Source organism: Corynebacterium sp. LK2590, assembly GCF_040946105.1.
In the GTDB taxonomy this organism is placed as follows: Bacteria; Actinomycetota; Actinomycetes; order Mycobacteriales; family Mycobacteriaceae; genus Corynebacterium.
In genome coordinates, this window is the sequence record NZ_JAYWMH010000004.1 from 221,513 (window position 1) to 242,150 (window position 20,638).

The following is a 20,638-nucleotide window of genomic DNA, read 5'->3' on the forward strand; positions in this document are numbered from 1 at the left end:
GCGCGTGTTGATGCCCAGCTGGGCCGACTCGGCGATGGAGTTCGACGAGGCGCCGGCGTGGACCGAGCCGACGGTCAGGATCCCCATCTGCTGCGGATCGAATTCGCGGGCGATGACCGTCTGCAGCCGCGTGATGATATGGGCGGCGAGTACTACCGCGTCGGTGCTCAGATGTGGCTGGGAGCCGTGCCCGCCGCGGCCGTAGACGGTGATTTTCCAGTTGGTGGCCTCCGCCATGAGCGCGCCGGGGCGCGTGGTCATGGAGTAGTCGGGAGCGAACGGTCCGACGTGCTGGGCCAGGGCCACGTCCGGTTGCGGGATCTTATCCGCCAGCCCGTCGTCGACCATCTTCTGCGCGCCGCCGCCGGCCTCCTCGCCCGGCTGGAACAAAGCGATGAGCGTGCCCGACCAGGCCTCGGGGTGGTCGGCATAGGCGCGGGTAGCCCCCAGCAGGCAGGCGGTGTGGAAGTCGTGCCCGCAGGCGTGCATGAGCCCGCGCTCCTTGGCGACCGCGTACTCAAGGCCGGAGTCCTCCGCGATGGGCAAGGCGTCCATGTCGGCCCGGAACAACACCGTCGGGCCGTCGCCGTTGCGCAGGATGCCCACCCGGCCGGTGCCGGCCAGGCTTAAGACCTCGCAGCCGTAGGCGCGCAGCTCTTCCTCGACCCGCGCGGCCGTGTGCTCTTCCTGCATGGACAGCTCCGGGTGCTGGTGGAACCAGGTGTAAAGCTCCTCGCGCTCGCCGCGCGTGGCGTCCAGGCGTTAAAGAGGACCTGCAGGTTTACCGGTACAGTTCCGCTAGTTGTCATGGCGACCATGATAAAGGTTTATGCATCGACCGCGCCGCCCGCATGCCGCCGGGGACAAGTCCTCCGCGGGGAGGAGGACAGCGCGTGGGGCATCGGATACTCTGTGCGCTATGAACAGGCCGGAAGATGATCGGGAAGACAGCCAGGTGCCACCGCCGAGGGATCCTCGCCGCGCCGGGCAGGGGCCGCAGCCGGCCCGGCGGGCGGTTGCCCAGCCGGCGGCTGCCCAGCCAGAAAAGCCCAAGGCGCGCCGGGGCGTGGCCGGGTGGGTCGTGCTGGTAGGCGTCGGGCTGCTCATCGTGGCCGGCCCGCCGCTTCTCCAGACCTTCGTGCCGGGGTGGGGGATCCTGGTCTTCCTGCTGGCCGTGGCCGTGGGCGGCGGGGTAGTTGATGCCCGGGTTTTCCGGTTTACCTATTCCTTCCCCGTACTGGTCGGGGTGGCGTACTACCTCGCGATGAAGATGTATTTCAATTCCGGGACCTGGATCTACCTTCCGGTCATGGTCGTCCTGGCCTTTGCCGGCGGCGCCATCGGGGACAAGGAGGGCGCGACGACTGCCTGGGAGGGGGAGGAATAGGTGGAAACCTGGACGCTGGAGCACCCTACCCACGGGCGGATTACGGTCGAATGCGGCTTTGACGCGGAGTTTATCGAGCGCTACCCGGACTGGCCCGCCGAGCGGGACGAGGAGAACGGGGAGGTGGCGGCCGGCACGCCGCTGCCCGTGGACGCCGGGGCCATGGAGAGGCTGCAGACCTTCGCGGCGAACCCGCCGGTGCGCCTGCAGGTCACCGTGGGTGGGGAGGTCCGCCGGCGCCTGCGCGGGGTGCAAAGCGGCAAGATCCCGCTGAGCAAGAAACGGGGCTGGGACTCCGCGCCCGCGGGAAACCTGGCGGCCATGGACGGGAAACCGTGCGTGAAGATCACCGCCAATTTCTTTGACGAGCTCAAGGCGGTGGAGTTTCGCGAGGGCAAGCAGGTTGTCGAATTCACCCCGCCGCCGGGCAGCCGCGGGGAGAAGCGGGCAAAGGAGATGGAGGAAAGCTCCTTCAAGCGGGTGCTCTATCCCATGCTGAGCGGGCTGGGCAAGAGCGGTTGGGCCATCGCAGTCATCGTCTTAGGCCCGCTAGTCAGCCGGCTCATCGGCTGGCTCCTCGACCAGCTGCCGGACTGGGAGCTTCCCGACTGGCAGCTGCCGGCGATTGCCCTGCCGGTGCCGGACCTTCCGGACATCACCCTGCCGGTGCCCGCGTGGCCGGACTGGGATATCCCCTTCCCGGATCTGACCATCCCGGCCTGGCTGGAGTTCCTCCTAGAGTACACCAAGGTGTGGGTGCCGCTGGTCATCGCCGTGGTCCTAGGCGTCATGGCGGTGCGCAATCACCGCAAGTCGGAAGCGGAAAAGCGCCGCTGGGAGTCCGGCGAGGATGAAACACGGTCACCCTCCGTTAGGGGTGGCTAGGTAACGCGCCGGGAGGGGCAATCGGGGGAAAGTCGAGGTCGCAAATTGGAAACTATAACGGCTTGGAAACAGTGTGGGAAAGCTGATGTTTATAACTAATTTACGTGCCAAGATTAAGGGGCCCTAATGATCCACGATGTGAAAGAAGGCTGTTTATGCTTCGCATTCCGCACCTAAAGAAAGTCCTGGTGGGCTCGGCTTTCGCAGGTGCGTTTTTCTTTGCGGCCCCAGCCGCCGGAGCGCAGGAAGCGACCCAGCCTGGCTTTGATGCCGCGGCGGCTGTGGACCAGGTCCGCTCGGATCTGGCCGACTGGGGAATTTCCACCCCGGAGGTAGACCCGCAGGTGACTGATGCCGTCACCGAGGCTGTTAACCACCACCTGCCGCAGGCCCCGCAGGCAGTGGACCAGGCAGCAGCTGCGGCGACCGCACCCCAAACGCACGACTACGCTGACGCGCCGGCCACCAACCCGAACCCGATTGGGCTCGAGGAGACCGTCCGGCAGGCAACGCAGCCCGAGTTCAAGCCCCAGAACGTTGACCCGAACTACCAGTGGCGCAACGATATGTTCTCCAAGGTGATGGCTGGCAAGCCCACCAAGGACTTCATCCTGCACCGCGTACCGGGTTCCTACTTCGACGCCCCGCAGGTGCCGGAGGAGTCCAACGCCGCCCTGACCGAGGGCAAGTCTCTCTACGGGCCGGGTACTCCCATCTACGTCAACGATGAGTCGATGTGCACCCTGACCGCCGCCGGCACGGACAACGCCGGCCGCAAGGTCGGCCTGACCGCCGGCCACTGCGGTGAGGTGGGGCAGTCCGTGGCTTCAGCCGACTCCTGGCAGGTCGGCCCGTCGGGCACCATCGTGGACAAGAACGCCGAGCTGGATTACTCCGTCGTGGAGTTCGGCGCTAACGCGGAAGTTTCCCGCTCCTACAACGGCGTGACCGCCAACCGCCTGGGCGGCAAGGTCAAGCCGGGCGACATCAGCTGCAAGCGCGGCCTGGCCACCGGGGATACCTGCGGTATGACCCTGACGACCATCCCACAGTACCAGTTCACCCAGGTCTGCGCCATGCAGGGCGACTCCGGCGCGCCGCTGTTCAACCGCGGCCGCCTGGTCGGCTCCGTCACCGGCGGCATCAACCCGCCGGGCTTCAACGGTGCTTGCCGCACCCCGCTGCAGGGCGCCGTGCACGTGCCGACCGCGGCGACCAACATGGATGCCATCCTGGCGGATCTGAACCGCCGCGGTGGCGTGGGCGCCGGCTTTAGCCTCCCGGAGGACTAAGGCCGCACCGCCATCCCGGTTAGCCGCTCACTACAACAAACGAGGTCCCCGCCTGATTTTCAGGCGGGGACCTCGTCGTATCTTTAGGCGTTAAGCCGGGCGGTGGGCTCGCGCTTAGGGCGCCAGGTAGCCCAGTGCCTTCTTGTGCAGGTGGCCGTTGGTGGCCAGCGCGGAGCCGTTATTCGGGCCGGCTGTGCCCTCGAAGCTGGTGAACTTGCCGCCGGCCTCGGTGACCAGCAGGCAGGGGGCGGCCAGGTCCCACAGGGAAACCTCCGGCTCGGCGGCAATATCCACCGCGCCCTCGGCCACGAGGCAGTAGTTCCAGAAGTCGCCGTAGCCGCGCAGGCGCCAGGTCACGTCGGTCAGCTCGAGGACGTTCTCGCGCAGGCCGCGGTCCCGCCAGCCGGACAGGGAAGAAATGCCCACGGAGGCATCGGCCAGATCGCCCACGCCGCTGACGTGGAGGCGCTTCGGCTCGCCGCCGAAAACGCGGAAGGCGCCGCCGCCCTTCGCGGCGTACCAACGGCGACGCAGGGCCGGCGCGGAGACGACGGAGACGACCGGCTCGCCGTCCTCCAGCAGCGCGATGAGCGTGGCCCAGACCGGCACGCCGCGCACGAAGTTCTTGGTCCCGTCGATGGGATCGATGACCCACTGGCGGCCGGAGAACTTGGCCTCGCCGCCGAATTCCTCGCCCAAGACGTCGTCGTTGGGGCGGGCCTGGGCCAGCTTCGAGCGAATGAGTTTTTCGCAGGCCAGGTCGGCGTCGGTGACCGGGGTCATGTCCGGCTTGGACTTGACCGCCAGATCCGAGCACTCGAAACGGTGCATGGTCACTGCGTCCGCGTGACCAGCGACCTCAAGGGCCAGCCCCAAGTCCTCTTTGTATTTACCCACGCAGCATCTGCTCCATTTCTTTCACTGCCTGTTTATTTCCAGCCAGGCACCATACCACGCCGCCGGCCGAAATCTCCTTCGTCGCGCCGCCGGCGGCCTCTACCAGGGCTTTGCCCGGCAGCCAGTCCCATTCGGCGACGGTGTGCTGCATCCACGCGCCCCAGGTGCCGTCCGCCACGCTGGACAGATCCACCGAGCCCGCGCCCAGCATGCGCACGGTGGCGAAGCCGGAGGCCACCTTCTGCCAGGCGGCGCGGATATCCGGGTCCTGGATGGAGGTCGGGTGCAGGTAGGTGGCCAGGGACAGCTGCTCGGCCGGGGCATCGGCCAGCGGGGTGACCTCCTTGCCGTCCAGGGAGGTGGGGTAGTCGCGCCCGCCGAACCAGGTGTAGCCCATGGCCGGGCGGTGGACCGCGCCCAGCACCGTGCCTTCGGCGTCGCGCAGGGCGAGCGCCGAGCACCAGTAGTCGGAGCCGGAGGAGAAGTTGTAGGTCCCGTCCACTGGGTCGATGACCCAGGTGCGGCCCGAGGTCGACTCCTGGGAGGTGCCTTCCTCGCCGACCAGGCCGTCCTCGCCGCGCAGCGCCTGCAGCACGGTGGCGACGAAGCGCTCGGCGGCGCGGTCGGCTTCCGTGACCACGTCGGACACGGAGGTCTTCTGTTCGATATTGACGCCCTGATCGCGCATGCGCCAGGCCAGTCGGCCGGCGTTGTAGACCAGTGCCTGGGCCAGGTGCGCGTCGGAATCATCCGCGTGCGCGACCATGAAGGTCTTGGCAATGGCGTCGATCATCTCGGGCAAGCTCGGGGTCTGAGTCATAGCCCCTATTGTCGCCCCTGTGGCAGGCGATCGCTAATTGAACACCCCTGCGCGGTAGACTGGGGCGCTATGCACCCGGATAAGACTGCAGCTTTGGACGAGTTGTCCACGACGCTAACCACCATCGAAAAGGTGATGAACCCGGAGGAGCTGAGCGCGCGGGTCCGGGAACTAGAAGCCCAGGCGGGCGACCCGAGCCTCTGGGACGATCCGGCGCACGCGCAGAAGGTCACCTCGGAGCTCTCCGCCGCCCAGGCGAAGCTCCGCAAGCTCGCCGATCTCCGCGGCCGGCTCGACGACATGCCGGTGATGTACGAGCTCGCCGAGGAAGAAGGCGACACCGCGCTGGCGGACGAGGAGCTGGCTGCGCTGCGCTCGACTATCGAGGCGCTCGAGGTGACCACCATGCTCTCGGGCGAATACGACGAGCGCGAGGCGGTCATCAACATCCGCTCCGGCGCCGGCGGAGTGGATGCCGCCGACTGGGCGGAGATGCTCATGCGCATGTATATCCGGTGGGCGGAGCACAACGACCACAAGGTCGACGTCTACGACATCTCCTATGCCGAGGAGGCCGGCATCAAGTCCGCCACTTTCGTGGTGCACGGCGAGTACATGTACGGCACACTCTCGGTCGAACAGGGCGCGCACCGCCTGGTGCGCATCAGCCCCTTCGATAACCAGGGCCGCCGGCAGACCTCCTTCGCGGAGGTCGAGGTGCTGCCCGTGGTGGAGCAGACCGACTCCATCGATATCCCGGACGCCGACGTGCGCGTGGACGTCTACCGCTCCTCCGGGCCGGGCGGGCAGTCGGTCAACACCACCGACTCCGCCGTGCGGCTGACCCACATCCCCACCGGGATCGTGGTGACCTGCCAGAATGAAAAATCCCAGATCCAGAACAAGGCCTCGGCCATGCGGGTCCTCCAGGCCAAGCTGCTGGAGCGCAAGCGGCAGGAAGAGCAGGCCGAGCTGGACGCGCTGGGCGCCGGCGGCAACGCCTCCTGGGGTAACCAGATGCGCTCTTATGTCCTGCACCCGTACCAGATGGTCAAGGACCTGCGCACCGGCTTCGAGGTCGGCGACCCGCAGAAGGTCCTAGACGGCGACCTCGACGGCTTCCTGGAGGCCGGCATCCGCTGGCGCATGGCCCAGCGCGACGACAGCGAGGACTAGCCGCCTACCACCGCGGCGCCGCTGGCTCACAGCGGCCGCGAACTAACGACGCCAGCCCCGCGCGGATTGCGTAAAACATCCGCGCGGGGCTGGCGTTTGAGGTTTTCGTTCCCGGTGGTGGCTATTCGGCCGGGTAGTGCATGGGTGCGCCCGGGCCCAGCGGGATGCCCAGCAGGTACCAGACGACGAAGAACAGGAACCAGCCGACCAGCATGGCCACGGAGTAGGGCAGGGCCAGCGACATCAGGGTGCCCACGCCGGCGCGCTTGTAGTAGCGCTGCAGGAAGGTCAAAGCCAGGGCGAAGTAGGGCGACATCGGGGTGATGATGTTGGTCGGGGAGTCACCGATACGGAACAGCATCTGGGAGACCTCCGGGGAGACGTGGACGTACATCATCATCGGGACGATGACCGGGGCCATCAGCGCCCACTGCGCCGAACCGGAGGTAATCAGCAGGTTGAGCAGGGCGACCAGCAGGACCAGCCCGGCGAACATCAGGATCGGCGGCAGGTCCCAGCGCTGGAGGAGCTCGGAGCCGGTAATCGCGGTCCACACGCCCAGGTTGGACCACTCGAACCACGCCAGGAACTGGGCGACGGCGAAGAAGAGCACCAGCATGGGCAGCAGGGTCTTCAGGCCCCGGGCCATGAAGTTCGGGACGTCGGAGCCGTCCTTGATGGTGCCGACGACGATGCCGTAGACGATGCCCACCAACAGGAAGGCCAGGGCGATGGGCACCGCGATGGCGGAGATGAGCGGAGATTCCATGGCTTCCCCGTCGGGGCCGGCCAGCGGCGAGCCCGGGATGAACAGCAGGGCGAAGAAGCCGGCCAGGAAAATCAGCAGCGCGATGCCGGCCCACGCCAGGCCCTTGGCCTCCTGGCGGGACAGCTTCAGGGCTTCCTCGTCCTCGGAGAAGTCGTAGTCACTGTCGGCGTCGCCGGCATCCTCAGTGTCGTCAGCGGAGGACTTGTCCGGGCCGCCGGCGGCCTTGTCGAAGGAGACCTCCTCGTAGTTGATGTGGTCGTGGTTGACCAGCTCGCGGGCCTTGCGGTTAATAAACAGCTCGGTGACCGCGGTGATGATCAGGGCCAAGACGATGGCCGAGGGGATGACGAAGAAGATGTTGGCCAGCGGGCTGACGTGGTAGTCCGGATCGACCATCTGCGCGGCCGGGGTGGAAATGCCCGCCAGCAGCAGGTCGGTGATGTTGAGGATCAGCGAGGCGTTAAACCCGGCCGAGGAGGCGGCAAAGGCCACCATGGCGCCGACGATGGGGGAGCGCCCCAGCGCGTGGAAGGACATCGCGCCCAGCGGGATGAGGATGACGTAGATGGCGTCGGAGGCCACCGAGCCGGTCACGCCGGCCAGGGCGACGGCGAAGGTCAGCGTCGCCGGGGTGACCTTGGCAACCATCGCGCGCACGAGGGCGGACAGCAGGCCGGACTGCTCGGCCACGCCCACGCCCAGCATGACGGCGAGGATGACGCCCAGCGGCGGGAAGGAGGTGAAGTTCTCGACGGCATCCGTGACCATGCGCGAGATGTTTTCCTGGGTGAGCAGGGACTCGACCTCGATGGTCTCATTGGTCTGGGGATCCACCGCGCTCATGCCCGCCAGGGAGCCGAGCCAGGAGGAGACGGCGACGACTCCGGCGAGGACGACGAATAGCCAGAAGGGATCCGGCAGCTTATTGCCCAGCTTTTCGATGGTGCCGAGAAAACCCCCGGGGGATTCTGTCTTCTTCGGCTGGTCTTCGGTAGCGGTTTCTGTCATAAAACGGCACTTTCTGTGTCGAAGAGCCGGGGCTCTTGGATTTTTCCGGGTGCGACGGCAAGGCGGGGCCGGTCGGCGCCGCGCGAGACGATCGCCCGGATTTCATGGCAGGTATTCGAACTTATGGTGTGCGTCACTATAGCGTACACGGGCTTGGGGACACATAATTTTTAGTCAATCGACGGGTAAAAGAGTTTCAATTGTTATCTCCTGTTGCTAGAGTTGCAAACGTGATCGCCTTCGAGAACGTAACCAAGGTCTATCCGACCTCAACGCGACCGGCACTGGACGACGTGTCTTTCCGCATTGAGGACGGCGAGTTCGTCTTTCTTATCGGCCCCTCGGGCTCAGGCAAGTCCACCTTCCTGCAGCTGATGGTGCGCGAGACCAACTTGAGCTCCGGACAGATCCACTTCGACAACTTCCACGTCAACGCCCTGAAAGGCCGCGAGATCAACCGCTTGCGCCAGTCCATCGGCTACGTCTTCCAGGACTTCCGGCTGCTGCCCAAGCTGAACGTCTACCAGAACGTGGCTTTCGCGCTGGAGGTCATCGGTAAAAAGAAGCACCGGATCGACAAGGCCGTTCCGGAGGTCCTCGAGATGGTTGGCCTGGGCTCCAAGGCGCACCGCATGCCGAATGAGCTCTCCGGTGGCGAGCAACAGCGCGTGGCCGTGGCCCGCGCCTTCGTCAACCGTCCGAAGCTGGTGCTGGCGGACGAGCCGACCGGCAACCTGGACCCGGCGACCGCGACGGAGATCATGACCCTGCTGTCTAAGATCAACCGCCGCGGCACCACCGTCATCATGTCGACGCACAACGCTCGCGCCGTGAACGAGGCGCGCCAGCGCGTGCTGGAGCTGAGCAACGGCAAGCTCGTGCGCGACGAAACCCACGCCGTTTACGGGGAGGCCTTCTAAGACCATGCAGACAAATTTCGTCTTCCGCGAGGCCGCCAAGGGGTTGGGCCGCAACATCACCATGACCATCGCGCTGATTATCACCACGGCCGTGTCCGTGGGCCTGGTGGTCGCGGGTGTCTTGGTAACCATCCTGACCCAGGACACTAAGGACATCTACCTCGAGCAGGTCGAGGTCATGGTCCAACTGGATGAAGAGATCTCCGCTAACGACACGGACTGCACCTCGGCCGGATGCAAGGAGATCAAGGACCAGCTGGAGGCCGACTCCAGCGTGGAGAAGGTCACCTTCCGCTCGCAGGAGGAGTCCTACGAGCGCTTCAAGGAGTACTTCCAGGAGACCGACCCGCTGCTGGTGGAGGAGACCTCCCCGGACGCGCTGCCGGCCGCCCTGCACGTGCGCCTGGTGGATCCCACGGAGACCGCGGCTATCGATGCCATCCGGGGCCTGCCGCAGGTCGACGCCGTTGTCGACCAGGTCGAGGAGGTCGACCGCGCCACCGACAACCTGGACTCCATCCGTAACGCGACCTTCCTGGTCGCCGCTGTCCAGGCCGTGGCGGCCATCTTCCTGATTGCCAACATGGTCCAAATCGCGGCTTACAACCGCTCGACGGAGATGTCCATCATGCGCATGGTGGGCGCTTCCCGCTGGATCACCCAGGCCCCGTTCGTGCTGGAGGCCGTCCTGTCCACGCTCATCGGCGTGGTGGTGGCCGGCATCGGCCTGTTCCTGACCAAGTCCTACGTGGTCGACCCGTCGCTGCAGAGCCTCTACCAGGCGCAGCTGCTGGCCCCGCTGCACACCAAGGACATCTGGATAGCCCTGCCGATTGTCGGCGTGGTGGCGATGGCCTTTGCCGCCCTAGCCGCCCAAGTCACGCTGCGGCTCTACGTCAAGAAGTAGCCCGCGCGCCCCACTTCCCCGCCCGAAAGCCACCGCCTGTTGCGTGGCCGTCGGGCGGGTTTGTTCGCTCTAGCCTGGGCGGTTAAGCTTGATGGTTATGGTAAAGAAGGGCAAGAAGAAAAAGGGCGCGGTCGACAACAATTCGACCCTCGCCACCAATCGGCGTGCCCGCCATGACTTCAAGATCCTGGACACCTACGAGTGCGGTATTGCGCTCGTGGGCACGGAGATTAAGTCCCTTCGGGAGGGCAAGATTTCTCTGAACGACGCCTTTGCCACCATCGACAAGGGCGAGGTCTGGCTGCGCAACCTCCACATCCCGGAGTACTCCATGGGCACGTGGACCAATCACAGCCCCAAGCGCACCCGCAAGCTGCTGCTGCACCGCCGGGAGATCGACAAGCTCTACGGCCAGGTGCGCTCCGGCAACAAGACACTCATCCCGCTCAAGGTCTACCTCAAGGACGGCCGGGCCAAGTTGGAACTCGGCCTGGCACAGGGCAAGCAGGACTATGACAAGCGCGAGGACATCAAGCGTCGCGACCAGGACCGGGAGATCTCCCGCGAGCTCGGCCGCCGCGTCAAGGGCATTAACGTCTAAGACTTCCGCCACGGGCCAACCCGCCGCAGGAGGTCTAGGCTGGAAGGCATGATTTATACCTGCAGAGTTCACGACGTCAAAAAGGATCCCAGCCTTGCCTCCGGCACCCGGGTACTGGTGGACCGGATGTGGCCGCGCGGGGTAGCCAAGGATGATGTGGCCTACGACGAGTGGTTCAAGGACGTTGCTCCCAGCAGCGAGCTGCGCAAGTGGTTCAACCACGACGCCGAACGCTTCGAGGAATTCAGCCAGCGCTACCGTGCGGAGCTCGACGACTCCGACGCTGACGAACTGCAACAGCTCATCGACGTCGCGAAGGACGGCGATCTCAGCCTGCTTTTCGCCGCCCACGACCGGGAGATAAACCACGCGGTGGTGCTCAAAGAGTGGCTGGACGAGCACTTGAATTAGCACACGTCGGCGAGTAAAGTAATTCTTCCTATAGGGAATGCGGACGCATCCCGCCCTATAGGCAATGGGGTTGATTTGGTTTCGACTTCGTACATTGAGCCAGGGGAAGCGTGCCGGTGCAGGCTAGAGACCACCGTTAAGCGTCGTAGCACTCAATAAACGCAGAGAAGAACTCTCAGCGTGACTACGCACTTGCTGCCTAATTAGCAATGCGTGTCTGTCAGCCTAGGTTTTGTTCCTGACCTAGTAACTGGCATCGACTAAGGAACTTGCCATCCGGTTGCGTCTTCAGGGCCGGATGGGACCTCTACTGGAGACTGGGCCCATCATCCGGACGTGTTCGTCCGATCCGGAGGGCCGAGCAGAGATTCCGCGCGAACTGCGCACGGAGAAGCCCTGGCAAGATGACGAAGGACCCGGGTTCAATTCCCGGCAGCTCCACCACGAGGACGCTCATTTTGATACAAAATGAGCGTCCTTTTGTTTTGCGGCTGTGCGGGGGATAGGCGATAACCGGGGGCTATCTCCGTCCGCGGGGATGAGATGCCGTCTTACGTGGCATATTCCAGTGAGTCGCGGATTTCGTCTACCTGGCTCGGGGAGATGCCCGTGCCGATGATTTCGATTCCCGATACCTTTTCTGACTCGTCGCTCACCCGGATGACAATCGTTGGCTCGTCGGGGTTATCGGAGTGTGACTCCGTCCAACCGTCGGTCGGCTCGTAGTCGTCTACTTCGCTAACTCCCTCGGGCAGCTCAAACGACAAGGTTGATGTGCTCACGCGGTTCGAGCTTTCGTCGGCGGATTGGGTGGAAACTTCACTGCGACCCGCAGGCTGAAAGCAGAAGAACCGAAAACGCGAGGAGGCTCGCTTCAACGAATCGTTTCATGGTGTTCCTTTCCTCAAGCTAGTTCAGGTTGTCGATGGCCAACTGGCCGGGGACGTCTAGACAACTTTTTTATAGCGTCCCCCGGTGGCTTCCGTGGCCGTTTGCCCAATTGTTGGGGGTAGAAGTGACAGGAAACGTCCAGTATCGGGCGTAGCGGTGTCCGGTTGCGGGCGTGGGGATGTCCGGTTGTGGGGGAGTCTGGCGGGAATCTGGGGCCGTTACAAATTTGTAATCTGCAACACAGGTACATGTGTTGTGAGTTACATTATGCTGGCTGCACACATCCCGTGACGGCAAGGTGACGGGCCGAGACAGGCAGGAGGGCTGCGATGAGTACCCCCATTTCTAATGACGACAAAGACCTGCGCGATGAGGCTGCTGCTGACGGTGCCGGTGGCGACGTCGGTGGCGGCGGTGCGAGTGCCGCCGGGGAATCCGGCGGGAAGCGGGGCTTGCTGGATAGGTTCCTGTCCGGCGTGGAGTACGTGGGCAACAAGCTGCCCGAGCCGTTTACCATCTTCGTCATCCTGTTTCTGATTACCGGGGTGGCCTCCACCGTGATGGCCTGGATGGACGTGGCGGTCCAGGTGCCGGGCTCGGATGAGGTCTCCGAGGTCAACGGGCTGTTTACGGGCGAGGGCCTGGCGTGGCTGACTACCACGATGGCGGAGAACTACATCGGCTTCCCGCCGCTGCTGACGGTGCTGCCCATCCTGCTGGCCGTGGGCGTGGCGGAGCGCTCCGGCATGCTCTCGGCGCTGATCCGCCAGCTGTTCGGCTCGGCGCGGCCGGCGCTGCTGCCGTACGCGGTCGGCGTCATCGGCGTGACCGCCTCGGTCATGGGCGACTCCGCCTTCGTGGTGGTCCCGCCGCTGGCCGCCATGGTCTTCAAGGCGGCCGGCCGCCACCCGGTCGCCGGCCTCATCGGCGGTTTCGCCGCGGTGGGCGCGGGCTATTCCACGGCATTGGTGCCCACCAGCCTGGACGCGCTGTTCGCCGGTATTACCAACGCGGTGATGGACACCCTGCCCGGGGCGGGGTATTCCACCGTGACGCCGCTGTCGAACTACTTCTTCAACGTGGCCTCCTCCGTCGTGCTCGGCCTGGTGGCCGGCTACATCATCGACCGGATCCTGGAGCCGCGCATGCGGGCCCAAAACGTGCCGGAGGATGAGTCGGTGGACGCCGCGGATGCCGCGGAGCGCGGCGACCGTGACGCCGAGGGCAACGCCCTGACCGCGAACCTGGAGCCGAAGGAGCGCAAGGCGCTGTGGCTCTCGTTGCTGGCCGGGCTGGTGCTGACCGCGGTGATCCTGGCCGCCGTGCTCATCCCGGGCTCGCCGTGGCGCAACGGGGAGGGCGGCTTCCTGCCGAAGTCCCCGCTGCTGGATTCCATCGTGTTCATCATCTGCGCCTACTTCTGGGTCTTCGGCATCACCTACGGCGCGGTGGTCGGGACCATCAAGGGCATGGCGGACGTGGTCACCATGATGATGGGCGCGCTCAAGGACATGCTGAGCTTTTTGGTCCTGGCCTTCATCCTGGGCCAGTTCGTCGCCCTGTTCGCCTGGACCGGGATCGGCACCTTCACCGCGGTCAAGGGCGCGGCCTTCCTGGAATCCATCGGGCTGACCGGCTTCCCGGCCATCCTGGCCTTCATCGTGCTGGCCTCCCTGCTGAACCTGCTGATTATCTCGGGCTCGTCCATGTGGACGCTGATGGCCGCGGTCTTCGTTCCCATGTTTGCGCTGCTGGGCTACGAGCCCGCCTTCGTGCAGGCCGCCTTCCGCGTGGGCGACTCCGCCACCCAGATCATCACCCCGCTTAACCCCTATATGATCGTCATGCTGGGCCTGCTGCAGCGCTACGAGCCCAAGGCGGGCCTGGGTACGCTGATGTCGCGCCTTATCCCGTTCGTCATCCCCTTCTTCCTCGTGTGGGCCATCCTCCTGGGGATGTGGTTCTTCGCCGATATCCCGCTGGGGCCGGGCGATAGCATTATGATTGAGTCCTAATGACAGCTCACTCAGACAACTGCCATGATTCCTGCCCGCCGCAGCGCCCGGGGCTAGCCCCGGAGGCGGCATCGACAAGCTACTTGGACGCCACCTCCGCCGAGGTGGACGCGGCGGTCGAGCGCGCCCAGCAGCGGCAGGAAGCGGCCGGGCAAGGCCGGGCCGCCCCGGTGCCCGACTACTGGGAGCGGCTGCGCCACGCGGTGGAGGAGACCGAGCTGGCGGCCGATATCCGCCACATCGTCCACGATCTACACGCGCACCCGGAGACCGCCTTCGAGGAATACCGCAGCCAGCAGGTGCTGTGCGATCTCCTGGAAAAGCACGGGCACCGCGTGGTGCGCGGGGCCTACGGAGTCGAGACGGCCTTTTCCAGCCAGGTCACCTCGCCCGGCTACGAGCCCGGGCGCCACCCCCGGGTGGTCATCATGGCCGAATACGACGCGCTGCCGGGCATCGGGCACGCCTGCGGGCACAACGTCATCGCGGCCGCCGGCGTGGGCGCCTACCTGGCGGCGGCGCGGGCTATCGATGCCGCCGCGCCCGTGTGCATCGAATTGCAGGGCACCCCGGCGGAGGAGGGGCACACCGGCAAGGAGTACATGATCCGCGGCGGGAGCCTGGACGGGGTGGACGCCGCGCTGATGATCCACGGCTTCGGCTACGACATCGCCGAGCACGTCTGGGTCGGGCGGCGCTCGGCGACCGTGACCTTCCATGGCACGGCCGCGCACGCGAGCTCGCAGCCGTTCATGGGCAAAAACGCCCTCGACGCCGCCTCCCTCATGTACCAGGGCCTGGGCCTGCACCGCCAGCAGATGCCGCCGAGCGACAGGTTGCACGCCGTCATCGCCGAGGGTGGCACCCGGCCCAGCGTGGTTCCGGATAGGGCAGTGGTCGAGGTCTACGCGCGCTCGCTGCGCACCGAGACCTTGCTGGAGCTATCCCGCCGGGTCGACGACATCGCGCGGGGTGCGGCCCTGATGGCGGGAGTCGGCGTGGAGATCGCCTGGGATCCGCACCCGATGTCCCTGCCGGTGCGCAACAACTCCGCGCTGGCCACCCGGTGGTCTGCCACCCAGCGGCGCCGCGGCCGCGCCCCGCTGCCCGCCGGGATCATCCCGGATAGCCTGGCGGCCTCCACGGACTTTGGCAACGTCTCCCAGCTGGTGCCGGGCATCCACCCCATGGTGCAGGTCAGCCCGCGGGAGGTGGCCCTGCACACCGAGGCCTTCGCCCACTGGTCGGCCACCGAGTCCGCGGAGCGCGCCGCTCTCGACTCCGCGGTGGGCCTGGCCCAGGTCGCCTTTGACTACGCCGCGGATCCGCAGCTGCGGGCGGACGCCCACGCGGAGTTCGCGGCCTCGGGGACGGTCTCGGTGGAGAGCCTGCTGCGCGCGGAGGGTTCCCAATAATGGGGAGCCGCGGCAAGGGCGGGACAGTCCTCCGCGCCTCCGCGGGGCCCGAAGTGGGGGTGTGTCCTGGGGGTAGGGGATCCTGTTATAAAAATTTCAGGTAAATCGCAGGTGAACAGGGTTGTCTGAAACTTAGCTGTGCCTAAGCCTTGTCAGGTTAGGGTTTCTTCAGTTAGGTTGTCCTAGGAAAGATAGTCCCGGAATTCCGCAAGGGATTCGTTTCGAAAAGGATGATTGACAAACCATGAAGATTCGTCGCACCCTGGTTGCCTCGGTAGCCGCCGCCTCGCTGCTGCTGACCGCCTGCTCTTCGGCGGAGAATTCCTCCAATTCCGCCGACAGCTCTTCCAACTCCGCTGAGAACACCGCGGCAGACAACGCTGCCTCGGAGTCCGGCGGGCTGAAGCTGGAGGACAACAACGGCGAGCAGACGGTGACCCTGCCGGTCGAGAAGCCGGCCGTGACCGACAACCGCGCCTTCGCGGTCCTGGCCGACTGGGGCGTTGAACTCTCCGCAGCGCCGCTGAACCTCGTCCCGGATACCCTGGCGGATACCTACAACAAGGACACCGTCGCCGCGGACCTGGGCAGCCACCGCGAGCCGGACCTCGAGGCCCTGGTCGCCGCCGAGCCGGACCTGGTCTGGAACGGCCAGCGCTTCTCCCAGCACCAGGCCGATATCGAAAAGCTGGTGGAGGACACCCCGGTTGTGGACTTCGAGCCGCGCGAGGACAAGGACTTCTTCGAAGAGCTCAAGCGCCACACCACTGCGCTGGGTGAGGTCTTCGAGCACGAGGAAGACGCCCAGAAGCTGATCGACGACCTGGACGCCGCCATCGAGCGCGCCAAGCAGGCCTACGATCCGGAAAAGACCGTCATGGCGGTCAACACCTCCGGCGGCGAGATCGGCTACATCGCTCCGCACGTCGGCCGCACCCTGGGCTCCATCTTCGATCTGCTGGACCTGGACCCGGCTCTGACCGTGAAGGACGGTAGCAGCAACCACGAGGGCGACGACATCTCCGTCGAGGCCATCGCGGAATCCAACCCGGACTGGATCCTGGTCCTGGACCGCGACGGTGCGATCAACTCCGAGGAGCCGGACTACACCCCGGGCAAGGACCTGGTGGAAAACAGCGCGGCTCTGAAGAACGTGCAGGCGGTCAAGGACGGCAATGTTTACGTCGCGCCGAAGGACACCTACACTAACGAGTCCATCATTACCTACACCAAGATCCTGAACGAAATGGCTGATGCTTTCGAGAATGCCTAGTACTTCCTACGGCACTTCCCGCAAGTAACCGGATAGCTCCTGCGCCTTTTGACCCGCGCAGGGCCTATCCGGCTTTCGGCTATCTACAAAGAATCGGACCTTATGCAAGAAACAACACCTAGGCGCTCCCGGTCGAAGCTCTTCGACTGGAAGCTTCTGCTCGGCGTAGGTGGCATCCTCCTGCTCCTAGCGCTCTCGTTGGCGGTGGGTGAGTATGACATCCTGGGCCACGAGGACGGCGGGGAGATGTTCAACACCACCCGCATCCCGCGCACCATCGCGTTGATGCTGGCCGGTGCCGCCATGGCCATGAGCGGGTTGGTCATGCAGCTTTTGACCCAGAACCGTTTCGTGGAGCCGACCACCACCGGCACCACCGAGTGGGCCGGGCTGGGTCTGCTGACCACCATGGTGTTGTTTCCTAGCTCCAGCGTGCTGCAGAAGATGGTGGTCGCCGTAGTCTTCTCCTTCGTGGGAACCATGGTCTTCTTCGCGTTCCTGCGGCGGGTGACCCTGCGCTCTTCCCTGATCGTGCCGATCATCGGGATCATGCTGGGCGCGGTCGTCAGCGCGGTCTCCACCTTCGTGGCGCTAACCACGGACTCCCTGCAGCAGCTGGGCATCTGGTTTATGGGCTCGTTCACCTCGGTCTACGAGGGGCAATACGAGGTCCTGTGGCTGGTGCTCGTCGTGCTCATCGCGGTCTTTTTCTTTGCGGACAAGCTGACCGTGGCCGGGCTGGGCGAGGAGATCGCCACCAACGTCGGACTGAACTACAACCGCATGATCCTCATCGGCACGGGGCTTATCGCCGTGGCCACCGGCGTGGTCACCGTGGTGGTCGGCGCCCTGCCGTTTTTGGGCCTTATCGTCCCGAACATCGTGAGCCTGTTCCGCGGCGACGACCTGCGCTCCAACCTGCCGTGGGTCTGCCTGCTGGGCATCGCGACGGTCACCGTCTGCGACCTGGTGGGGCGCACCATTATCTCCCCGTTCGAGATGCCCGTGTCCGTCATCCTGGGGATCATCGGCGCGGTCGTGTTCGTGGTCCTGATTGTGAGGTCGACCCGTGGTAAATAAGACTGTTTCTACTTCTGCTTCCGCCCCGGCTACTGCCGTCGCGCGCGACGTCGGGGCTTTCCAGTCCGCCGCCGCGCACCGCAAGTACTGGGTAATCCTGCTCCTGCTGCTGGTCACCGGCGGTATCTTCGCCGCCGGGTTGCTGGCGTGGGATAACCCGATGGACTTCGGCACGCGCGGATTCTGGCTCATCGCCGAGCGCCGCGCCGATGCCGTCATCGCCATGGCCGTGGTGGCCATCTGCCAGGCGACCGCGACGGTGGCCTTCCACACCGTGACCAACAACCGCATCCTCACCCCGTCGATCATGGGCTTTGAGGCTTTGTACGTGGCGATTAACACCGCGACCATCTTCTTCCTCGGCGCGGCCGGTCTGACCAATGCCCGCAACATCACGACGTTCCTGGTCCAGGTCGCGCTCATGGTCCTGCTGTCGCTGGTGCTCTACTCGTGGCTGCTGACCAACCGCTCCAACAACATGCACGCGATGCTGCTGGTCGGCGTGGTCATCGGCGGCGGGTTGGGCTCGTTGTCAACGTTCATGCAACGCATGCTGACCCCCTCCGAATTCGACGTGCTCACGGCCCGTCTGTTCGGCTCCGTCAACAACGCCGACTCGGACTATTACCCGGTTGCCATCCCGCTGATGCTGGTTGCCGCGGCCGCGCTGTACCTCAACTCGCGCCGGCTCAACGTGCTCGCGCTGGGACGCGACGCCTCGACCAACCTGGGCGTGAACCACCGGACCAACGCCATTTTCACGCTCATCATGGTCTCCATCCTCATGGCGGTGACCACCGCGCTGGTGGGCCCAATGACCTTCCTAGGCTTCCTAGTCGCTACGCTGGCATACCAGTTTGCCGAGACCTACGATCACCGTTTCTTGTTCCCGATGGCCGTGGCCATTGCCTTTGCCGTGCTCACCGGGGCGTATTTCATCATGCAGCACGTCTTCTACGCCCAAGGCGTGGTCTCCATCATCATCGAGTTGGTCGGCGGTACTGTCTTCCTCTTCGTCATCTTGAGAAAGGGGCGCCTGTGATTTCCCTAAAACACGTCGCGAAAAGCTACAGCGGCGAGACCAACATCGGTCCCGTCGATCTGGAAATCCCCTCCGGTGGCATCACCTCCCTGGTCGGACCGAACGGCGCCGGCAAATCGACCCTGCTGACGATGATCGGCCGCCTGCTGGAGATGGACGAGGGAACAATCGAGATCGCCGGCTACGACATCGGGAAGACCAAGTCGAAGGATCTAGCCCGCATTGTCTCCATCCTGCGGCAGGAAAACCACTTCATCACGAAGCTGACGGTCCGGCAGCTGGTGGGCTTCGGCCGCTTCCCGTATTCCCAGGGGCGCCTGACCGAAGAAGACGAGGAGATCATTTCCAAGTACATCGACTTCCTCCACCTGCGCGAGTTTGAGGGCCGCTACCTGGATGAGCTCTCCGGCGGCCAGCGCCAGCGCGCGTATGTGGCCATGGTCCTGTGCCAAGAGACCGACTACGTCCTGCTGGACGAGCCGCTCAACAACCTGGACATCTCCCACTCCGTGGAGATGATGCGCCACCTCAAGCAGGCCGCGCGGGAATTCGGCCGCACGATCGTGCTGGTCATCCACGACATTAACTTCGCCGCCAAGTACTCGGACAATATCTGCGCGGTCAAGGGCGGCGAGGTCGTCGCCTTCGGTAGCCCGGAGGAGATCATGAAGGACGAGATCCTCACCCCGATCTTCAACACCCCGATCCAGGTCATCGACGGCCCCGACGGGTTGCTGGCCTGCTACTACTAGCCCCACGGGCGGCAGATACTAGACAGGAAACGGCCCTGAAAAAACGTGCTGCAAGCACTACCGGCGGTGCCCCGCCAGCGGGGGAGGGGCCGCGCTAGTAGGTTGAAGGCCATGACCAGTTTCCTCGAGCGCCACCAGGTGGCTTTCTACCTCCTGGCAATCGCGGCCGGGCTAGCATTCAGCGGCCTGGCCCTGGGCTGGCTGGAATATCCCGCCCTGGCCCTATTGCTATTCGCCACCTTCATGGCCATCCCGCTGGAGAAGGTCCGCCCGCACTGGCGCTACCTGCGCGCCTCCCTGGCCCTCAACTTCCTCGGCGTGCCGCTCATCGTCGCTGTGCTCACCCTTTTCCTTAACGACCTCGAGGTGAAAACCGCGGTGGTCATGGTGCTGCTCGCGCCCTGCATTGACTACGTGGTGGTCTTTACCCGGCTGGCCGGAGGCAACGTGGCGGCCATCGCGACCAGCACCCCGTTTCTCTTCTTGGTACAGATGGCCGTCATCCCGGTCGCCCTGCACTTTGTCATCGGGGGAGGGGACGTGCCCTTCCCGGTTGCTCCCGCGCTCCAGGCGTTCATAGGCCTCATAGTCATCCCCTTTGGCCTGGCCTGGGCAGTGCAGCAGACGCGCGCCAAGGAAAAAATAAGCAAAGTCACCGATGACTGGATGGTCCCGGTCATGTGCCTGACCCTCTTCGTCATTGCGACGGTGCATTCGCCGGGGCTGGGGGAGAACCTGCCGCGGCTTATTCCGGCACTTGTTTGTTACGTGTTGTTCATCTTCGCCGCGGTCGGTCTGGCTCTGGCACTGGGGCGGGCGCTGAACTTCCAGAGGCAGGACCGCATTGCGCTGATGCTGACGACGATGACCCGCAACTCACTGGTCATCATGCCCTTCGCCCTGGCCCTGCCGGAGGGATTTTCATTCGTCCCGGTGGCCATCATCATGCAGACCGTGGTCGAGTTAGTGGCGTTAAGTGCAGTAGTGAAAATAGCCCGCTTACCTGCGGCTAAACATTAAGGCAAAAGGCGATTTGGTGTCTTGGCGAAGAACGCGCTATATTAGTTCGAGTCGCCGCGAGGTAGCTGAGAGGTTAG

At 64.8% G+C, this 20,638-nt stretch carries 19 protein-coding genes, 1 other RNA gene and 1 pseudogene; 16 read left to right on the forward strand and 5 right to left on the reverse strand.

The window, feature by feature from the left end:
- Positions 1–48 precede the first annotated feature (48 nt).
- Positions 49–693, reverse strand: a pseudogene (locus tag VVR85_RS07020) (amidohydrolase); the annotation flags it as partial.
- Between the two features lie 226 nt (positions 694–919).
- On the opposite strand from VVR85_RS07020, the gene VVR85_RS07025 reads away from it, so the two are divergent.
- The 3 genes from VVR85_RS07025 (at position 920) to VVR85_RS07035 (ending at position 3,564) form a co-directional block, all read left to right on the forward strand.
- A complete protein-coding gene (locus VVR85_RS07025) occupies positions 920–1,387 on the forward strand; it encodes a hypothetical protein (protein WP_368520212.1) in 468 nt (155 codons plus the stop codon).
- Positions 1,388–2,272 (forward strand): hypothetical protein, encoded by an 885-nt coding sequence (locus tag VVR85_RS07030; protein ID WP_368520213.1) that lies wholly within the window; start codon positions 1,388–1,390, stop codon positions 2,270–2,272.
- A 155-nt stretch (positions 2,273–2,427) separates the two neighbouring features.
- Positions 2,428–3,564 (forward strand): S1 family peptidase, encoded by a 1,137-nt coding sequence (locus tag VVR85_RS07035; protein WP_368520214.1) that lies wholly within the window; start codon positions 2,428–2,430, stop codon positions 3,562–3,564.
- A 114-nt stretch (positions 3,565–3,678) separates the two neighbouring features.
- Here VVR85_RS07035 and hisN read toward each other — a convergent pair whose 3' ends face one another.
- Positions 3,679–4,461 (reverse strand): histidinol-phosphatase, encoded by a 783-nt coding sequence (hisN, locus tag VVR85_RS07040; RefSeq protein ID WP_368520215.1) that lies wholly within the window; start codon positions 4,459–4,461, stop codon positions 3,679–3,681.
- The gene (locus VVR85_RS07045; RefSeq protein WP_368520216.1) at positions 4,454–5,281 is read right to left on the reverse strand and encodes an inositol monophosphatase; all 828 of its coding nucleotides are present in this window, start codon (positions 5,279–5,281) and stop codon (positions 4,454–4,456) included. The genes hisN and VVR85_RS07045 overlap by 8 nt, the downstream gene beginning before the upstream one ends.
- 69 nt (positions 5,282–5,350) lie before the next feature.
- On the opposite strand from VVR85_RS07045, the gene prfB reads away from it, so the two are divergent.
- Entirely contained in the window at positions 5,351–6,457 is a 1,107-nt protein-coding gene (gene prfB / locus VVR85_RS07050; protein ID WP_368520217.1) for a peptide chain release factor 2, read from the forward strand.
- Between the two features lie 121 nt (positions 6,458–6,578).
- On the opposite strand, the gene VVR85_RS07055 is transcribed toward prfB, so the two are convergent.
- The gene (locus VVR85_RS07055) at positions 6,579–8,234 is read right to left on the reverse strand and encodes an AbgT family transporter (RefSeq protein WP_368520218.1); all 1,656 of its coding nucleotides are present in this window, start codon (positions 8,232–8,234) and stop codon (positions 6,579–6,581) included.
- Positions 8,235–8,464: 230 nt separating this feature from the next.
- Between VVR85_RS07055 and ftsE the strand changes: the two genes are divergently transcribed.
- The 5 genes from ftsE to ssrA all read left to right on the forward strand — a co-directional run bounded on the left by ftsE (position 8,465) and on the right by ssrA (position 11,517).
- Entirely contained in the window at positions 8,465–9,154 is a 690-nt protein-coding gene (ftsE, locus tag VVR85_RS07060) for a cell division ATP-binding protein FtsE (protein ID WP_368520219.1), read from the forward strand.
- Positions 9,155–9,158: 4 nt separating this feature from the next.
- Positions 9,159–10,061, forward strand: coding sequence for a permease-like cell division protein FtsX (gene ftsX, locus VVR85_RS07065; RefSeq protein WP_368520220.1), 903 nt, complete (start codon positions 9,159–9,161; stop codon positions 10,059–10,061).
- A 97-nt stretch (positions 10,062–10,158) separates the two neighbouring features.
- The gene (smpB, locus tag VVR85_RS07070) at positions 10,159–10,662 is read left to right on the forward strand and encodes an SsrA-binding protein SmpB (RefSeq protein WP_368520221.1); all 504 of its coding nucleotides are present in this window, start codon (positions 10,159–10,161) and stop codon (positions 10,660–10,662) included.
- Positions 10,663–10,710: 48 nt separating this feature from the next.
- Positions 10,711–11,073 (forward strand): DUF488 domain-containing protein, encoded by a 363-nt coding sequence (locus tag VVR85_RS07075; RefSeq protein ID WP_368520222.1) that lies wholly within the window; start codon positions 10,711–10,713, stop codon positions 11,071–11,073.
- Between the two features lie 66 nt (positions 11,074–11,139).
- Positions 11,140–11,517: a transfer-messenger RNA gene (gene ssrA, locus VVR85_RS07080) on the forward strand.
- Between the two features lie 107 nt (positions 11,518–11,624).
- On the opposite strand, the gene VVR85_RS07085 is transcribed toward ssrA, so the two are convergent.
- A complete protein-coding gene (locus VVR85_RS07085; protein WP_368520223.1) occupies positions 11,625–11,855 on the reverse strand; it encodes a hypothetical protein in 231 nt (76 codons plus the stop codon).
- A 438-nt stretch (positions 11,856–12,293) separates the two neighbouring features.
- Here VVR85_RS07085 and VVR85_RS07090 point away from each other — a divergent pair, with 438 nt between their 5' ends.
- The 7 genes from VVR85_RS07090 (at position 12,294) to VVR85_RS07120 (ending at position 20,561) form a co-directional block, all read left to right on the forward strand.
- Positions 12,294–13,979, forward strand: coding sequence for an AbgT family transporter (locus VVR85_RS07090; protein WP_368520224.1), 1,686 nt, complete (start codon positions 12,294–12,296; stop codon positions 13,977–13,979).
- Positions 13,979–15,394, forward strand: coding sequence for an amidohydrolase (locus VVR85_RS07095; protein WP_368520225.1), 1,416 nt, complete (start codon positions 13,979–13,981; stop codon positions 15,392–15,394). Before VVR85_RS07090 ends, VVR85_RS07095 begins: the two co-directional genes overlap by 1 nt.
- 244 nt (positions 15,395–15,638) lie before the next feature.
- Positions 15,639–16,667, forward strand: coding sequence for a siderophore ABC transporter substrate-binding protein (locus VVR85_RS07100; protein ID WP_368520226.1), 1,029 nt, complete (start codon positions 15,639–15,641; stop codon positions 16,665–16,667).
- 102 nt (positions 16,668–16,769) lie between these two features.
- Positions 16,770–17,747, forward strand: coding sequence for an iron chelate uptake ABC transporter family permease subunit (locus VVR85_RS07105; RefSeq protein WP_368520227.1), 978 nt, complete (start codon positions 16,770–16,772; stop codon positions 17,745–17,747).
- A complete protein-coding gene (locus VVR85_RS07110; RefSeq protein WP_368520228.1) occupies positions 17,737–18,789 on the forward strand; it encodes an iron chelate uptake ABC transporter family permease subunit in 1,053 nt (350 codons plus the stop codon). The genes VVR85_RS07105 and VVR85_RS07110 overlap by 11 nt, the downstream gene beginning before the upstream one ends.
- Complete coding sequence (locus VVR85_RS07115) at positions 18,786–19,541, forward strand: ABC transporter ATP-binding protein (RefSeq protein WP_368520229.1); 756 nt, start codon at positions 18,786–18,788, stop codon at positions 19,539–19,541. Before VVR85_RS07110 ends, VVR85_RS07115 begins: the two co-directional genes overlap by 4 nt.
- A gap of 111 nt (positions 19,542–19,652) precedes the next feature.
- Positions 19,653–20,561: an arsenic resistance protein gene (locus VVR85_RS07120; RefSeq protein WP_368520230.1), complete on the forward strand. Its 909-nt coding sequence runs from the start codon at positions 19,653–19,655 to the stop codon at positions 20,559–20,561.
- The last annotated feature ends 77 nt before the right edge of the window (positions 20,562–20,638 follow it).

What these genes read in the sequence shown, in the direction of transcription:
- VVR85_RS07025 (WP_368520212.1), top strand. Translation starts at nt 920, where the DNA reads ATGAACAGGCCGGAAGATGATCGGGAAGACAGCCAGGTGCCACCGCCG.
- VVR85_RS07035 (WP_368520214.1), top strand. Translation starts at nt 2,428, where the DNA reads ATGCTTCGCATTCCGCACCTAAAGAAAGTCCTGGTGGGCTCGGCTTTC.
- VVR85_RS07045 (WP_368520216.1), bottom strand. Translation starts at nt 5,281, where the DNA reads ATGACTCAGACCCCGAGCTTGCCCGAGATGATCGACGCCATTGCCAAG.
- prfB (WP_368520217.1), top strand. Translation starts at nt 5,351, where the DNA reads ATGCACCCGGATAAGACTGCAGCTTTGGACGAGTTGTCCACGACGCTA.
- VVR85_RS07055 (WP_368520218.1), bottom strand. Translation starts at nt 8,234, where the DNA reads ATGACAGAAACCGCTACCGAAGACCAGCCGAAGAAGACAGAATCCCCC.
- ftsX (WP_368520220.1), top strand. Translation starts at nt 9,159, where the DNA reads ATGCAGACAAATTTCGTCTTCCGCGAGGCCGCCAAGGGGTTGGGCCGC.
- smpB (WP_368520221.1), top strand. Translation starts at nt 10,159, where the DNA reads ATGGTAAAGAAGGGCAAGAAGAAAAAGGGCGCGGTCGACAACAATTCG.
- VVR85_RS07075 (WP_368520222.1), top strand. Translation starts at nt 10,711, where the DNA reads ATGATTTATACCTGCAGAGTTCACGACGTCAAAAAGGATCCCAGCCTT.
- VVR85_RS07090 (WP_368520224.1), top strand. Translation starts at nt 12,294, where the DNA reads ATGAGTACCCCCATTTCTAATGACGACAAAGACCTGCGCGATGAGGCT.
- VVR85_RS07095 (WP_368520225.1), top strand. Translation starts at nt 13,979, where the DNA reads ATGACAGCTCACTCAGACAACTGCCATGATTCCTGCCCGCCGCAGCGC.
- VVR85_RS07100 (WP_368520226.1), top strand. Translation starts at nt 15,639, where the DNA reads ATGAAGATTCGTCGCACCCTGGTTGCCTCGGTAGCCGCCGCCTCGCTG.
- VVR85_RS07105 (WP_368520227.1), top strand. Translation starts at nt 16,770, where the DNA reads ATGCAAGAAACAACACCTAGGCGCTCCCGGTCGAAGCTCTTCGACTGG.
- VVR85_RS07120 (WP_368520230.1), top strand. Translation starts at nt 19,653, where the DNA reads ATGACCAGTTTCCTCGAGCGCCACCAGGTGGCTTTCTACCTCCTGGCA.